Annotated in this window: 14 protein-coding genes and 3 tRNA genes; all 17 read left to right on the top strand. The window is 28.3% G+C overall.

Features of this window, described 5'->3' with window-relative positions; genetic code table 11:
- Nucleotides 1–6 precede the first annotated feature (6 nt).
- The 17 genes from B3N22_RS13920 (at nucleotide 7) to B3N22_RS13840 (ending at nucleotide 15,708) form a co-directional block, all read left to right on the top strand.
- A tRNA-Ala gene (locus B3N22_RS13920) sits at nucleotides 7–82 on the top strand.
- 68 nt (nucleotides 83–150) lie between these two features.
- A complete protein-coding gene (locus B3N22_RS13915) occupies nucleotides 151–687 on the top strand; it encodes an HD domain-containing protein (protein WP_286908053.1) in 537 nt (178 codons plus the stop codon).
- Between the two features lie 21 nt (nucleotides 688–708).
- Nucleotides 709–1,221: a transcription repressor NadR gene (locus B3N22_RS13910; RefSeq protein WP_073021838.1), complete on the top strand. Its 513-nt coding sequence runs from the start codon at nucleotides 709–711 to the stop codon at nucleotides 1,219–1,221.
- A 13-nt stretch (nucleotides 1,222–1,234) separates the two neighbouring features.
- The gene (locus tag B3N22_RS13905) at nucleotides 1,235–3,889 is read left to right on the top strand and encodes a UPF0182 family protein (protein WP_286908050.1); all 2,655 of its coding nucleotides are present in this window, start codon (nucleotides 1,235–1,237) and stop codon (nucleotides 3,887–3,889) included.
- A gap of 32 nt (nucleotides 3,890–3,921) precedes the next feature.
- Nucleotides 3,922–5,319, top strand: coding sequence for an NAD(P)/FAD-dependent oxidoreductase (locus tag B3N22_RS13900; RefSeq protein ID WP_286908048.1), 1,398 nt, complete (start codon nucleotides 3,922–3,924; stop codon nucleotides 5,317–5,319).
- Between the two features lie 2 nt (nucleotides 5,320–5,321).
- Entirely contained in the window at nucleotides 5,322–5,552 is a 231-nt protein-coding gene (locus tag B3N22_RS13895) for a DUF1667 domain-containing protein (protein WP_286908046.1), read from the top strand.
- A gap of 238 nt (nucleotides 5,553–5,790) precedes the next feature.
- Nucleotides 5,791–7,377, top strand: a complete 1,587-nt coding sequence (locus B3N22_RS13890) for an alpha-glucoside-specific PTS transporter subunit IIBC (RefSeq protein WP_286908044.1) — start codon at nucleotides 5,791–5,793, stop codon at nucleotides 7,375–7,377.
- A gap of 19 nt (nucleotides 7,378–7,396) precedes the next feature.
- Nucleotides 7,397–8,722, top strand: a complete 1,326-nt coding sequence (locus B3N22_RS13885; RefSeq protein ID WP_286908042.1) for a 6-phospho-alpha-glucosidase — start codon at nucleotides 7,397–7,399, stop codon at nucleotides 8,720–8,722.
- 64 nt (nucleotides 8,723–8,786) lie between these two features.
- Complete coding sequence (locus B3N22_RS13880) at nucleotides 8,787–9,260, top strand: PTS sugar transporter subunit IIA (protein ID WP_286908040.1); 474 nt, start codon at nucleotides 8,787–8,789, stop codon at nucleotides 9,258–9,260.
- A gap of 79 nt (nucleotides 9,261–9,339) precedes the next feature.
- Nucleotides 9,340–10,140, top strand: a complete 801-nt coding sequence (locus B3N22_RS13875) for a MurR/RpiR family transcriptional regulator (RefSeq protein ID WP_286908038.1) — start codon at nucleotides 9,340–9,342, stop codon at nucleotides 10,138–10,140.
- A 51-nt stretch (nucleotides 10,141–10,191) separates the two neighbouring features.
- A tRNA-Ser gene (locus B3N22_RS13870) sits at nucleotides 10,192–10,282 on the top strand.
- Nucleotides 10,283–10,396: 114 nt separating this feature from the next.
- On the top strand, nucleotides 10,397–11,569 hold the full coding sequence (locus B3N22_RS13865) for a sensor histidine kinase (RefSeq protein WP_286908036.1): 1,173 nt from the start codon (nucleotides 10,397–10,399) through the stop codon (nucleotides 11,567–11,569).
- Nucleotides 11,569–12,225, top strand: coding sequence for a response regulator transcription factor (locus tag B3N22_RS13860; protein WP_286908035.1), 657 nt, complete (start codon nucleotides 11,569–11,571; stop codon nucleotides 12,223–12,225). The genes B3N22_RS13865 and B3N22_RS13860 overlap by 1 nt, the downstream gene beginning before the upstream one ends.
- 94 nt (nucleotides 12,226–12,319) lie before the next feature.
- The gene (locus B3N22_RS13855) at nucleotides 12,320–13,258 is read left to right on the top strand and encodes an ABC transporter ATP-binding protein (RefSeq protein WP_286908033.1); all 939 of its coding nucleotides are present in this window, start codon (nucleotides 12,320–12,322) and stop codon (nucleotides 13,256–13,258) included.
- A gap of 11 nt (nucleotides 13,259–13,269) precedes the next feature.
- Complete coding sequence (locus tag B3N22_RS13850; RefSeq protein ID WP_286908031.1) at nucleotides 13,270–14,415, top strand: ABC transporter permease; 1,146 nt, start codon at nucleotides 13,270–13,272, stop codon at nucleotides 14,413–14,415.
- 3 nt (nucleotides 14,416–14,418) lie between these two features.
- Nucleotides 14,419–15,510, top strand: coding sequence for an ABC transporter permease (locus B3N22_RS13845; protein WP_286908029.1), 1,092 nt, complete (start codon nucleotides 14,419–14,421; stop codon nucleotides 15,508–15,510).
- 107 nt (nucleotides 15,511–15,617) lie between these two features.
- Nucleotides 15,618–15,708 (top strand) — tRNA-Ser (locus B3N22_RS13840).

The following is a 15,708-nucleotide window of genomic DNA, read 5'->3' as shown; positions in this document are numbered from 1 at the left end:
ATTTTTGGGGGTATAGCTCAGCTGGGAGAGCACCTGCCTTGCACGCAGGGGGTCAAGAGTTCGAATCTCTTTATCTCCACCAATGAAAAGCTATGAACAATTGTTCATAGCTTTTTTTGTAATATAAAGGTTAAGGAGGATTGTTTAGAGATGCTATATAGAATAAAACAATTTATATGGGCAGTTGAATCTTTATATAAATCATTAGATGATAAGTACATAAAAAAGTATTTAGATGAAGATGAGATACAACTATTCTCTCTTTTAAAGAAAACGGATAAACATCATTGTGTTAGAGTATCAAAGGATATTCTAAAGCATATAGAGAATTTAAATAATATATCAGAAGTAAATGACGAAGTTTCTGTAGATATTGATGTTGATAAAGATAGAATATTAAAGTTAGCGCTACTTCATGATATAGGAAAAATAAAAAGACCTCTTAATGTAATTGAAAAATCTGTAATTGTTATATTTGATAAAATAACTAAAGGAAAAATAAAAAAGTATGATAATATAAAAAGTATAGATATATATTATAATCATCCTAAAATAGGATCAGACATATTGAGGAAAAGTTCAAAATATGATGATGAGTTTTTAGAGATAATAGAGAACCATCACATAAAAAAAGATACTTCTAATAAGTTACTAGAGATAGTACAATATTATGATAATAAAAATTAGTATTTAATATGGGGTGAATTAATGAACAGTTTAATTAGGAGAAAAGAGATTATAAGTCATATAGCTAAAATACATAGGCCAATTAAAGGTGTAGAATTGGCTAATATTTTTGGCGTAACTAGACAGGTTATAGTTAAAGACATAGCCATTATAAGAGCAGCAGGCGTTAATATAATAGCTACTCCTGAAGGTTATATGATAACAAAAGAAGAATCAAGATATAAGAAAGTTTTAGCTTTAGCTCATAAAGAAGAAGAAATGGTAAGTGAACTAGAAATAGTTATAAAGTTTGGTGGAATAATTGAAGATGTTATAATAGAACATCCTATATATGGCGAAATAAAAGCAAATTTAATGATCAGAAATTTGAATGATTTAGATAATTTTATAGATTTATATAAAAAGAATAAAGCTAGACCCTTATCAGCATTGACTGAAGGGATTCATCTTCATACCATATCTACTGATAATGAAAAAGATATGCAACTAATAATAGAAAACCTAGAAAAGGCTGGATATATATTAAAAGATTAGCGGGGGTAAGGAGATGAAGAAAAAACAGTTTTTGATACTAATAGGGATTTTGTTTATGATATTAGCCTTAATAATATCGTCAACAAAGCTTATTATAGATATTGAATGGTTTCAAGAAGTAGGTTATATAAAGGTGTATCTTACAAAAATGCTAGCAGTATTAAAGCTTATGGGACCCTTATTCCTATCATGTTTTGTATTAATATATCTATTGAGCAAAAGTATATTAATAAGCATAGAGAAAGAATTTAAATCTGAGAGTTTATTTAAATTGAGAAAAGCTGTATTAGTTTTTAATATAATAATCTCCTTTATTATATCTATAAATGCTTCTATGAAATATTGGTATAATATATTATTATTTACTAATTCAAATCTTTTTAATTATAAAGATCCTATCTTTAATATAGATGCATCTTTTTATATATTTAAATTACCATTAATAGATATAATTTATAATTTTTTTAAAGATATTTTATTTATTGCTTTAATCATAACAATAGGGATTTATGTATTTATTAGTTTAAAGAAATATGCTATAAATAAAAATTATATGAAATTTAGTCAGCATTTAAAAGAATTTAAAGAAATATTAGGTAAACAAGCAGCTACTTTAGTATCTATGCTTATATTTCTTATAGGAATAGGATATATATTGAAAAGCTTCTATATATTATATAGTAATAATGGAGGATCATTTGGTGCTAGTTTTACAGATATAAATATAACACTAAATTTTTATAAAGTAATAATAATAGTTTCAATAATATCATCAATTATCGCATTTATTATGCTAAGAAGAAATAAATTTAAGCCACTGATATTTTTTACAGGAATAATATTGTTTTTAATAATAATACAGCCACTAATATATAATATTGTGTATAAATTCTTTGTAAAACCTAATGAAATAGAATATGAAAGCCCTTATATATCTTATAACATAGATGCAACCAATGAAGGGTTTAATATAAATAATATAGAAGAAAAAGATTTTGATCCAGGAATGGATTTAAACAGTACTAAAATAAAAAATAATAAACAAATAATATCAAATCTTAAAGTAAACTCTCCAGGACCAGTTTTAAACTTTTATAATCAAGTGCAAGAAATAAGAAGTTATTATAAATTTTTAGATATAGATACAGATCGCTATATTATAGATGGCAAATACACACAAGTATTTTTGGCACCAAGAGAGATAGAAACATCAGCCATAGATAATTGGCAGAGTAATCACATGGTATACACACATGGATATGGAGTGGTTATGAGTAAAGTAAATAAGGTTACAGATGAGGGGCAACCAGATTTTTTGATGAAAAATTTGCCCACTGAAAATCTTACTAATATATATTTGAAAAATCCTAGAATCTATTTTGGTGAAGTTACAAATGATTATGCAATAGTAAATACCTCAAGTGGTGAATTGGATTACCCTAAAGAAAATGGAGATACTAACTATAAGTATGATGATAAAGGTGGCATAAAATTAAGCCTATTTAATAGAATATTATTTAGTTTAAGAGAGCAAAATTTTAAAATTTTATTCTCTGGAAATATTACAAACGAAAGCAAGATTTTAATTAATAGAAATATATTAGAGAGAGTAAAAAAGATAGCTCCTTTTTTAGAATATGATGAAGATCCTTATATGGTAATAAATGAAGGCAAGTTATATTGGGTTATTGATGGATATACAACTGCTAATAATTTTCCTTACTCTCAGCCATATGGAGGAATAAATTATATTAGAAATTCATTTAAAGTTGTTATAGATGCTTCATCAGGAGAAACTAATTATTATATTGTAGATGAAAAAGATCCTATAGTTTTAGGATATTCTAAAATATTTAGAGGATTATTTAAAAATAAAGAAGAAATTCCTTCAGGATTACAAAGTCATTTTAAATATCCTAAGAAGATATTTGATATTCAAAGCAACGTGTTATCAACCTATCATATAAAAGACCCTAAAGAGTTTTTTACTTTAGAAGATGTATGGGAAGTTTCTAGTAATAGCTCGGATGCTAAAGAAAGCTTAAATAATAATGAAGGTTTATATCTTGTGACACAATTGCCTGGAGAGAAAAATGAAGAAATGGTATTATTCAATTACTTTAATATGAAAAGTAAGAAGAATATGATTTCTATGTTAGGTGCAAGAATGGATGGAGAAAATTATGGAAAATTAGTATTATTTAAATTTTCACCTGAAAAAACTATCTATGGACCATACTTATTTAGAAATCAGATACTACAAGATCCATATATTTCGCAGGAGATTTCTTTATGGGAAGGTAAAGGTTCTAAAGTTGAATATGGTGAGACCGTAATATTACCTATAGAAAATTCCCTTATATATATGCTTCCAATTTATCTTAAGGCAGATGTAGAAAAAACTATACCAGAAATGAAGAGAATTATTTTATCAGATGGTAAAAAAATAGTTATGGAAGAAAATTTAAATAAAGCATTAGAAAGCTTATTTAATTATAAAGAAAAAATAATAAATGAAAATACTATAAATGAAGAACAAAGAGAAACTAATATAGAGATTCAAGATTTATATAATAAAGCAATTGAATCGCAAACAAAAGGAAATTGGGCTGAATATGGAGAATATATAAAGAAGCTAGGAGAAGCCATAGAAAAGTTAAATAAGTAATAAACAAAAAGGGAAAAGTTGAGGTTAGATTTATGGATTACGACATACTTATATTAGGTGGTGGTGTAATAGGATGTGCCGCTGCCTATGAGTTATCTAAATATAACTTAAATATAGCTCTAATAGAAAGAGATTATGATATAGCTGATGATTTATCATCAGTTCATACAGCTATAGTTTATGACGGATCAGAGGCATCTAATAATCTCATGTCATCATTAGAATACATGGGGAATGAATTAATTGAAGAAATAGCATTAAAATTTGATGTTCCTTTTAAAAGAATAGGATCTATGAGAATTGCTCAAACAGATAAGTCAGTAGAAAAATTAAATAAGATATACGATAGGGCAATAAAAAGAGGAATAAAGGATATACATTTAATAGAAGAGGAACATGCTAAAGAATTAAACGGTAATTTGAAGGTTCCTATAAAAAAGGCATTATATTCTCAAAATACAGCAATAATAAGTCCTTATGACTTAGCATTAGCTTACGCTGAAGTAGCTGCCGATAATGGTGTTTTTTTTAGGTTAGAGGAAACAGTACTAAATATTCAAAAAGCAGCTAAAGGATTTAGAGTAACTACAAATAAAAATAAATTTAACTGTAGAGTAGTTATTAATACAATACCTAGTGAACAATATGATTTAAATTATAATACTAATGCTGAAGAGAAAAGAAAAGATAAGAAATTGTATTATCTCTTATTAGATCATGATTTTAAGGATACTGTTAATAGTTTAGTGATAAATGAGTTAGATACTAATGGTTTTATATTTCAAACGCCTACCTTTTCATCAGGAACACTTATAGCAGTGAAAAGTGATGTTACTTTAACTTTAGATGAAATAATAAAAACATCCAATACTATATTACCTAATTTATCTAAAAAGGATGTAAATCATATGTTTTCTGATGAATTTAATGTAGATTCAATGCTTATAGATGAAAGTGAAATATCTAAAGGATATATAAGTGTTACAGGAAATCATTATGGTGAAGTTACTATAGCTCCAGCTTTATCTCAGATGTTATGTGAGACTATAGTAAATAATCTAAAATGTTCTTTAAAGAAAAATTTTGTAGATAAAAGAAGAGATTATTATAGATTTAAAGATTTATCAAACAAAGAACGCAATGAAATAATAAAGTTAGAACCTAGATACGGGAAGATAATTTGTTTATGTAATATGATTTCTGAAGGTGAAATAGTTGATTCTATTAGAAGACCTTTAGGTGCAAGGACAGTAGAGGGTGTTAAGAGAAGAACTGGAGCTACATTTGGTAATTGCCATGGTTCATATTGTATAAATAAAGTAATAGATATACTTTCTAAAGAATTAAATAAAAAATCAACAGAAATAGTTAAGGATTCTAAAGGGTCAAGGGTTCTAGCAGCTAGGATTAAAGAATTTGATGGGGTGTAAATATGGGAAGAAAAGATATATTTACAAGTGTGGTAAGAACTAAAGGTAGTAGTAAATATAAGGTTATACCAGTTAAAAGTACAGAAGAGATAGATGTAGATCTTTGGAAAGAATTTTCTAAAGTATTAAGTAGGCTTTATATAAGTGTTCCAATAAAAATTGGAGATATTATATGTTCAAATATATTAAATACTGGAGTAGATATTATATGTACCAGAGATATAAGTGAATAATAAAATAAAAACGTTCAAATGAAACTTTTAATAAGTCATTTGAGCGTTTTTATTTTAATAAATGGGAGAAAAGGCCTAAACAAGAGGTTTACAAAGGGTGGGAAAAGTTTCGTGTTTTGGGAAATTGGACACTATAGGACTTTAGTACCATAAGAGGCAAATTCCATTGAAAACGATACTATAAGATGATATAACTTTAATTGTAAAAGTTATCAAAAAATTAAGGGAGGTAATTAAAATGATGCAAAAAATTCAACGCTTTGGTGCAGCGATGTTTGTTCCGGTATTATTCTTTGCTTTTTATGGTGTGACAGTTGGATTATCAATATTATTTCTAAATACAGAGATTGTTGGCTCTATAGCTAATAAAGGAACAGTGTGGTATAACATATGGTATGTTATTCAGCAAGGTGCATGGACAGTATTTAATCAACTACCATTATTATTCGTAGTAGGTCTACCAATTGCACTATCTAAGAAAGCTCAAGCTCGTGCATGTTTAGAATCTTTAGTTATATACTTAACCTTCAATTACTTTATTAATGCAATACTTACTATTTCAGGTTCAACTTTCGGAGTGAATTTCGACGCTGCACCAGGAGTTACAGATGGTGTTTCGAGTGGACTAGCTTTAATAGCAGGAATTAAAACTCTAGATACTGGTATGATAGGAGCAATATTAATAGCTGGTATATCAGTTTATCTTCATGGTAAGTTTTTTGAAAAGAAATTACCAGATTTTTTAGGTATATTCCAAGGATCAGTATTCGTAGCACTTATAGGATTTTTCATCATGATTCCTATTGCACTAATAATGTGTTTTGTTTGGCCTAAAGTTCAATTAGGAATAGGATCACTTCAATCATTCTTAGCATCTTCAGGGGTGGCTGGAGTATGGATATATACATTCTTAGAACGTATATTAATTCCAACAGGATTGCATCACTTTATATATGGACCATTCATATTTGGACCAGCAGTTGTAGAAAATGGTATAGCAGCTTATTGGGCACAGAATTTCTCAGATTTTGCAACATCAGCTCAATCATTAAGAGAACTATTTCCAGCAGGAGGCTTTGCACTTCATGGGTCTTCTAAAATATTCGGAAGCACAGGTATAGCATTAGCTATTTATGCAACAGCTAAACCTGAAAAGAAAAAAGTAGTGGCTGGATTATTAATACCAGCAACATTAACAGCTATTGTAGCAGGTATAACAGAACCACTTGAATTTACTTTCTTATTTGTAGCACCTGTATTATTTGGTGTACATGCTGTGTTAGCAGCAAGTTTAGCAGCAGTTTCTTATGCATTTGGTGTATCTGGTAACTTTGGAGGAGGATTAATTGAGTGGATATCATTAAACTGGTTACCTTTATTTAAATACCATTCAGGAACTTATATAACACAAATAGTTATAGGATTAATCTTCACAGCTATATATTTCTTTGTATTTAGATTTCTTATACTAAAATTCAATTTCTTAACACCAGGTCGTGAGGCAGATGATGAAGAGGCAAAATTATATACTAAAGCTGACTATAAAGACAAGAAAGCTAATGTAGGTAATAGCGGAAAAGCAGCTAGCTTCTTAGAAGCTCTTGGAGGAAGTGAGAATATTCAGGATGTAACTAACTGTGCCACAAGACTTCGTGTAACAGTAAAAGATGAAACAAAATTAGCTTCTGATAAAATATTTAAAGAAGCTGGTGCCCATGGAGTAGTTAGAAAGGGAAAAGCCATTCAAGTTATTGTTGGTTTATCAGTACCTCAGGTAAGAGAAGAATTTGAGGCTCTAGTATCTAACGATACATTAAATATATAAAATTTAAGGAGGAACAATCATGAAAAAATTTTCAGTAGTAGTAGCAGGTGGAGGAAGTACTTTTACTCCAGGAATAGTATTAATGTTATTAGACAACTTAGATAAGTTTCCACTAAGAAAACTTAAATTCTATGATAACGATGGAGATAGACAAGCAACTATAGCAGGAGCCTGTGAGATAATACTAAAAGAAAAAGCGCCAGAAATAGAGTTCTTAGCAACAACAGATCCAGAAGAGGCTTTTACAGATGTAGATTTTGTAATGGCACATATAAGAGTAGGTAAATACGCAATGCGTGAATTAGATGAAAAAATTCCATTAAAGCATGGAGTAGTAGGACAAGAAACTTGTGGACCAGGGGGAATGGCTTATGGTATGAGATCTATAGGAGGAGTACTTGAAATACTTGATTATATGGAAAAGTATTCTCCTAATGCTTGGATGTTAAATTACTCAAATCCAGCAGCAATAGTAGCAGAAGCTACTCGTAGATTGAGACCTACATCAAAAATATTAAATATCTGCGATATGCCAATAGGAATAGAGACAAGAATGGCAGAAATATTAGGACTTAAATCAAGAAAAGAAATGTCAGTAAGATATTATGGACTTAATCATTTTGGATGGTGGTCAGATATTCGTGATAAAGAAGGTAGTGATTTAATGCCTAGGCTTAAGGAACATGTAGCTAAATATGGATATGTAGCAGTAAAAGGAGATAGTCAGCATACTGATGCAAGCTGGAATGATACCTTTGCTAAGGCTAAAGATGTATATGCAACAGATCCAAGTACGCTACCCAATACTTATTTAAAATACTATCTATTCCCAGACTATGTAGTTGAACATTCAGATAAAGAATATACAAGAGCAAACGAAGTTATGGACGGACGTGAAAAGTTTGTATTTGGTGAATGTAAAAAAGTTATAGAAAATCAATCGACAGCAGGATGTGCTATGGAAATTGATGAGCATGCCTCATATATAGTTGATTTAGCTAGAGCTATAGCATATAACACTCATGAAAGAATGCTGTTAATAGTTCCTAATGAAGGGGCAATAGAAAACTTCGATCCAACTGCTATGGTTGAAATACCTTGTATAGTAGGTAGTAATGGACCAGAACCACTTTCAATAGGAAAAATACCACAATTCCAAAAAGGATTAATGGAACAGCAGGTGTCTGTAGAGAAGTTAGTAGTTGAGGCATGGGCTGAAAAATCTTATCAAAAATTATGGCAAGCTATGACACTTTCTAAAACAGTTCCTAGCGCTAAAGTAGCAAAAGAAATACTAGATGACTTAATTGAAGTCAATAAAGATTACTGGCCAGAATTAAAATAAGGATAAAAATTAAAGGAATAAGGAATGTTTTCCTTGTTCCTTTTGTATATTAAGGAGGAATAATATGTTTGGATTTAAGAAAAAAGAAGTAGCAATATATTCACCCACTAAGGGTAAAATAGTTAATTTAGAAAAGGTTCCAGATGAAATGTTCTCAAAAAAGATGTTAGGAGATGGAGCTGCTGTAGAAATAGAAGATGACATTATACATGCACCTCAAGATGGAGTAATAAGAGCCTTATTCCCAACTAAACATGCTTTTGTGCTAGAAACAAAAGAAGGAATAGAAATATTAGTTCATATAGGTTTAGATACAGTAGATTTAGATGGTGAGGGTTTTGAAGCTATTGTGGATATTGACAGTAAAGTTAAAGCTGGAGATCCAATAATTAAAGTTGACAGAAAGTTAATAGAATCAAAGGGATTTAACTTAATTACTATGGTAATAGTAACTAATATAGAAAAAGTAAAGAATATAAATATAAATTCAAATATAATTGGGGATATAGGAGTAGAAATGGTGACATGTAAAATATAGGTATTTAAAAAATATCCCTAAAACTTTATAATATTAATAGATAGTGGTATTAAATAGATAAGCTTTAGGGGGAAAAAGCATGAAGTTTGAAGAAGTAGTAAATGAACACTATGATAGTTTAAATGAAAGTGAATTACACATATTAAGTTATATAATGAATAATAAAGAACAAAGCTCAAATTTAAGTATAAATGAGCTTGCTCAAAAATGTAATGTATCAAAATCTTCATTATTGAGATTTACACAAAAATTAGGTTTTAGCGGGTATAGTGAATTTAAATTTTATATAAAATGGGAGAAGGAGGAGAAACAGTCTAATATAGATGAAAGAAATATAACTGAATCATTAATTGGGGATTTAGAATCAACATTAAAACATATAAATTTAAAGCAAATAGATGAAATATGTGATGTATTATATAAATCAAGACGTGTATTTTTATATGGAACAGGATATTCACAGATGAATGTAGTTAAAGAAATACAAAGAAATTTTATGGCAATAAATGAGTATTTTTATATAATACATGATAATGATCAAATAGAGTCTATAGTTGAAGATTTAACTTCTGAGGATGTAGTAATAATAATATCCTTATCAGGTAACTCAAAAGCATTATTTCCTGTCATGAAAAAGTTAAATGCTAAAAAAGTAAAGGTTGTATCTATGACAAATTTAGAGGCAAATTACTTATCTAGTATGGCAGCTTATAATTTATATGTCACAGTATCTAGAGTGAAAACTAAGATTAGAGAGTTAGTTACTTTTATTCCATTTTATATAATTGGAGAAGTTTTATGCAGACAGTATCTAATATATAAGTTGAAAAAAAGTAATAATGATAAAGAACATTTGAAAGAAGATGAACTAAAAATATAAATTTATATTGACATAATTATTATTTTTGGTAAAATAGTCTGTGTGAGACTTGGAGAGATGGTCGAGTTGGTTTAAGGCACCGGTCTTGAAAACCGGCGTACGTGTAAGCGTACCGTGGGTTCGAATCCCACTTTCTCCGCCAAAAAGTTAGCTAAGATTTTAGCTAACTTTTTTATTTTATGTAAGATAAAACATCTAGAAGAATTTCTAGATGTTTTTTTATGATATAATCTTTTTAAGATTATAAGGAGGATTTATGTGGAATAAGAAATTATTAACAGTAATTAGATATTCATTGCTACTTATTATCATTGCAAGTATAGTAATGCATAAAAATGATATAGATAAAATCGAAATAGTTTTTGTCCTTACATTTATAATAAACAATCAACTAAGGTTCTTTTCGTTGGATAAGATAAGTTATAGATGCCTGTCTTTTATCGTAGAATTAGCTATGATAATATTTTGCTACAAATATATAGGTGGATATCTGTTCGCATATCTTGTATTAGTAGCGTTGGATAGTAACATACTCTTTAAGAACCCAATAAAAACTATACTAAATGTATTAATAACATTTGAAGGAATAATGTTATCTTTAAAAGATCCATTAGATACTCAGATAATGAATATGAGTATAGTTATAATATTAATCTTAATATTATATTTTATAAATGATGAATATAATAAGAAAATAGAGGCACAGGAATTATATGATAAGCTTAGAATATCGGAAGATAAGCTTAAAAAGGCTAATAATGATTTAGAGATGTATGCAAGTTCAATTGAGGAAATAACTCTGTTAAGAGAAAGAAATAGGCTGTCTAGAGAAATACATGACAGTGTAGGGCATGCTCTATCTACAATTATTATACAATTAGGTGCTATTGAGAAAGTAGTAGATAAAAACCCTACTGGAGGAAAACAGTTAGCAGCTAATCTTAGAGAATTTACTCAAAAAAGTCTAAATGATGTGAGAAGTGCAGTAAGAGAAATAAAACCTAAAGAATTTGAAAATTATGAAGGAATCATAATCATTGATGAGTTAATAAATAAATTTAAAAAACTTACAGGAGTAGATGTAAGATTATCATTTACAAAGGAAAAGTGGGCATTAAATTCAGATCAAACCTTCGTAATATATAGAATAATACAAGAATTTTTATCTAATTCATTAAGACATGGGAAATCCACTGTAATAAAAATAACAATGGCATTTAACGAATATAGTTTAATAGTGGCATTAAAGGATAATGGAATAGGTAAAGATAAGGTAATTGAAGGGCTAGGTCTACGAAGCATGAGAGAAAGAGTTGAGGAACTAGGTGGTTCCTTTGACTATTATACAAAACCTAATGATGGATTTTTAGTAAGAATAGAATTAGATAAAAAAGAAAAATTAAAAATCTATTCACAGGAGGAAATTTAGTGGATAAGATAAAGATAATATTAGTAGATGATGAAAAATTAATAAGAGATGGTTTAAAAATTATATTAGAAAGCTATGCTGATATAGAAGTAATAGATGTTTGTTCTAATGGAAGAGAAGCCTTAGAGTCTTGTAAAAAAAATCCTCCTAATGTAGTTTTAATGGATATAAGAATGCCTCAGTGTGATGGAGTTACAGGAACAAAACTTATAAAAGAACAGTTTAAGGATATAAAAATTCTTATATTAACAACATTTAATGATGTAGAATATATTCAAGAAGCCTTAAAATATGGGGCATCAGGATATATACTTAAAGATAGTGATTACGACTTAATATATGAAGGAATAAAGGCCTGTATAAAAGGTACAATAGTAATCAATCAAGAAGTTGCTAATAAAATGCTAGGATCAGGACTAAAAACTAATAAAAAGAATTTAGAAGATGTAAAAATCAGATACAATTTAAATTCTAAAGAAATTAATATTATAAAAGAAATAGCAAATGGACTATCTAACAAGGAAATTGGAGAGAGGTTATTTCTATCAGAAGGAACTATTAAGAATAATATAAGTAATATATTATCAAAATTATCGTTAAGAGATAGAACACAATTGACTATATTTGCATTTAAAAATGATATAGCAGATGAATAGTGACTTAAGTAACTGATTATAGTTACTTAGGATAATAGTAAATCTCCTTTTAGTATTTTAAAATATTATTAAAGTACTAAAGGGGGATTTTTTTATGAATTATATAGAAGTTAAAAATATTACAAAAAGATTTGATGATAAGTTGGTTTTAGATAATATATCCTTTAATATCGAAGAAGGAGATATATTTGGTTTAATAGGGCCTAATGGAGCAGGAAAATCTACATTAATAAATATAATTACTGGATTATTAAAAAGTAATGGTGGAGAAGTAAATATAGGTGGATATTCTATAGAGAAGCAACCACTAGATGCTAAGGGGCTAATAGGACTTGTACCTCAGGAGCTAGCTCTTATGGAGGAATTAACCGCCTATGATAACTTAGAATACTTTGGAGCCTTTTATGGGTTAGGTGGAAAGCTGCTAAAGGAGAGAATTGAAGAAGCTTTAGTGGTGACTGGATTAGTAGATAAGAGGAAGGAAAAAGTCAAAAAATTCTCAGGCGGAATGAAAAGAAGATTAAATCTAGCTGTAGCTATAATGCATAAACCAAAAGTATTAATTATGGATGAACCTACAGTAGGAGTTGATCCTCAATCAAGAAATTATATATTTGAGTTCATAAAAAGAATTAATAAAGAAAATAAAACAACAGTAATTTATACATCTCACTATATGGAAGAAGTAGAAAACCTGTGTAACAGCATATTTATAATAGATTTAGGGAAAGAAATAGCATCTGGATCAAAATCTGTCATAAAGGCTATGTCTAGTGAAAATGGAACAATAAAATTAAAAATAGATGATTATAACGAGGAATTTATAGTTAAAATAAAGGAATTAAAAGGGGTAAAAGATTGTTTTAGAGAAGAAGATAATATAAAAATATTAGTTAGAGAATTAGTTTTTAAAATAGAAAATTTATTGAATTTAGTAAGTAAAGAAGGAAAGAAAATAAAGTATTTAAATATAGAAGAAGCATCTTTAGAAGAGGTCTTTCTAGCACTTACTGGCAAGAAATTAAGGGATTAGGAGGGCTAAAAATGAAAGTAAAAGCTACTATAAAAGTTACAGTTAAAGCGTTACTGGCACAATGGAAGCAAGTATTACTAATGTATGCAGTATTTCCATTACTGTTAATAGGGGTAATGGGATATTTTCAAAGAGATTTATACAAGCCTGAGACAAAAATAGATGCGATAAATATTTCTATAGTAGATGAAGATAAAAGCGATGTATCTAAAAAATTTATAAGTTTACTAAATTCTGATGAATTGAAAAATCTGTTTAATATATCTGACAATGGAGATTATATAATTAATATTCCTAAAAATTATGAAAAAGATTTACTCCAGCTTAAAGATACTACAATTACTATAGATGAAAAAAACAGAGTATCAAGGCAGAATGAAGTAATATTAAAGTCATTAATAGAGCAATATGGAAAAAGCTTAACAGAATCTTTAATAGTAAATAATAATATGGATTTAAGAGACAATGAAGAAATAATAAATAAAATAACGACAACATTAAAATCAATAAATGAAACAACTTCTATAAAAAGCAATAAAATAGAAGCTGAAAGAGTTCTTACATCCTTTGAGAACCAATCTGCATCTATGATGACTTTTATGCTTTTTACTATTATTATGGGCTGTGTTGCAGGATATCATCTAGATAAAGAAAATGGAAGTTTTAAACGATTGATGTCTACATCAATAACTAAACAAACATTTTTTAAACTTGATTTATTAATATTTTTTATGTCTAGCTTTGTATATGGATGTATATATGTTATAGTTTCTAGAATTGCAGGGTTTGCATTTAAAGGAGTATCTTTGATTAATATAATAGTTTTATTATCAGTACAAAGCATACTTATAACTGCACTGTCAGGATTGATAATTGCATTTTTAAGCAAAAAGGTTTCACAGATAGTAATAATTCTGTTTATGTATTTTCAAATTATATTTGGTGGAGGATTTATACCGTTAAAGGAAATATCTAATAAAGTATTTTTAACTATAGCTAAGTTCTCACCTGGGGATATAATTACAGATGCATATAGAAAATGTATGCTGTTTAATTCTATTAATGATATTTCTACTGAATTAATATTGATGTTAGCAATATCAATAGCTGCATATTTAATAAGTATAACTAAAGTAAGACTTAGATGGGAGGAATAGTGGATGAAATTTATTAGAATGGTATTAGTAAATTGTAAAAAATACATCAGGGATTATGCCAATATAGTAATGATGTTTGTAGTTCCCATAGTCTGTGTAGGAATGGTAAATGTGTTAGCTGGCAAAGGTAGTAGTGGATTAGATATAAAGGCAGCTATAGTAAATTTAGATAAAGGTGATTTAGGGAATAAGCTAATAGAAGATTTAGATGTAAATAGCATATATTCTGATAAGGATAAGGCTCTAGAAGATTTAAAAAAATATGAATCTATAGCTGTGTATGAAATTCCAGAGAATTTCACTGAAAATATAAATAAAGGAATTAAGCCTATAGTTAATTCTTATAAAATCGAAGAGGGAAATAGTACTTTAATATTTGAATCTAAGCTTGAAAAAGATATAAATAATCTAATGAAGATAAAATTGTTTAAAGATAATAATGTAATAAATGAGGAAAGTGAATTAGATAAGAATATAGTAAATGTAGAATATAATATGCACAAAGGGTTGTTATCAACTGAGTCATTTATGCCTATAGTTTTAATAATATTCTTTTTAGTAACATTTTCTGCAAATATAACTGTTGACTTATTAAGACTTAGAAAACAGAGAATATTAGAAAGATTTTTAACTACAAATAATAGAGGTTATGAAATAATGGGAAGTATTTATATTTCTATGTGGTTAGTACAAATAATCTTTTATACAGCCTCATTTTTAGTTCTTGATACAATATTTAAATATAACTTTGAGAATTTTGGAATACTGCTTTTAAATATTTCATTGATGAGTTTAGTATCTATAAGTTTAGGAATAATGATTAGCAGATTGTTTAAAAATGAAGGTGTGGCAAGCTTAGTAGTTTATTTAACATCACTAGTAATGTTTTTTGTATATATTAATACTATAGAATCGGGTGCAAAGTCAGAAGGAATTATGGCAACATTAGCTAAGTTTACACCATTTTATTGGTCATTAGGAAGTATAGAAAAATCTGTATTGTTTCCAAATGTATTTATTTTATTATTGTTTGCATTGATATTCTTTAGTGCAGGAAGTATTAAATATTCAAGTTTTGCTAAAAAGATTAATTAAGTAAGGAGGATGACTGATGTTTTTAAATTGGTCATCCTTAAATTTCTATTAAAAAAATGTTGACATTACATAAGCCCGTTGATATAATACTAATTGTTGTAACATACGGAGAGATGGTCGAGTTGGTTTAAGGCACCGGTCTTGAAAACCGGCGTACGTGTGAGCGTACCGTGGGTTCGAATCCCACTTTCTCCGCCA

It is taken from the genome of Clostridium sp. UBA1652 (assembly GCF_002320975.1).
GTDB classification, from domain to species: Bacteria; Bacillota; Clostridia; order Clostridiales; family Clostridiaceae; genus Clostridium_T; species Clostridium_T intestinale.
This window is presented reverse-complemented; position numbering and strand designations above follow the sequence as displayed.

What these genes read in the sequence shown, in the direction of transcription:
- B3N22_RS13915 (WP_286908053.1), top strand. Translation starts at nt 151, where the DNA reads ATGCTATATAGAATAAAACAATTTATATGGGCAGTTGAATCTTTATAT.
- B3N22_RS13865 (WP_286908036.1), top strand. Translation starts at nt 10,397, where the DNA reads ATGTGGAATAAGAAATTATTAACAGTAATTAGATATTCATTGCTACTT.
- B3N22_RS13875 (WP_286908038.1), top strand. Translation starts at nt 9,340, where the DNA reads ATGAAGTTTGAAGAAGTAGTAAATGAACACTATGATAGTTTAAATGAA.
- B3N22_RS13910 (WP_073021838.1), top strand. Translation starts at nt 709, where the DNA reads ATGAACAGTTTAATTAGGAGAAAAGAGATTATAAGTCATATAGCTAAA.
- B3N22_RS13850 (WP_286908031.1), top strand. Translation starts at nt 13,270, where the DNA reads ATGAAAGTAAAAGCTACTATAAAAGTTACAGTTAAAGCGTTACTGGCA.
- B3N22_RS13885 (WP_286908042.1), top strand. Translation starts at nt 7,397, where the DNA reads ATGAAAAAATTTTCAGTAGTAGTAGCAGGTGGAGGAAGTACTTTTACT.
- B3N22_RS13845 (WP_286908029.1), top strand. Translation starts at nt 14,419, where the DNA reads ATGAAATTTATTAGAATGGTATTAGTAAATTGTAAAAAATACATCAGG.
- B3N22_RS13905 (WP_286908050.1), top strand. Translation starts at nt 1,235, where the DNA reads ATGAAGAAAAAACAGTTTTTGATACTAATAGGGATTTTGTTTATGATA.
- B3N22_RS13880 (WP_286908040.1), top strand. Translation starts at nt 8,787, where the DNA reads ATGTTTGGATTTAAGAAAAAAGAAGTAGCAATATATTCACCCACTAAG.
- B3N22_RS13855 (WP_286908033.1), top strand. Translation starts at nt 12,320, where the DNA reads ATGAATTATATAGAAGTTAAAAATATTACAAAAAGATTTGATGATAAG.
- B3N22_RS13895 (WP_286908046.1), top strand. Translation starts at nt 5,322, where the DNA reads ATGGGAAGAAAAGATATATTTACAAGTGTGGTAAGAACTAAAGGTAGT.
- B3N22_RS13890 (WP_286908044.1), top strand. Translation starts at nt 5,791, where the DNA reads ATGATGCAAAAAATTCAACGCTTTGGTGCAGCGATGTTTGTTCCGGTA.
- B3N22_RS13900 (WP_286908048.1), top strand. Translation starts at nt 3,922, where the DNA reads ATGGATTACGACATACTTATATTAGGTGGTGGTGTAATAGGATGTGCC.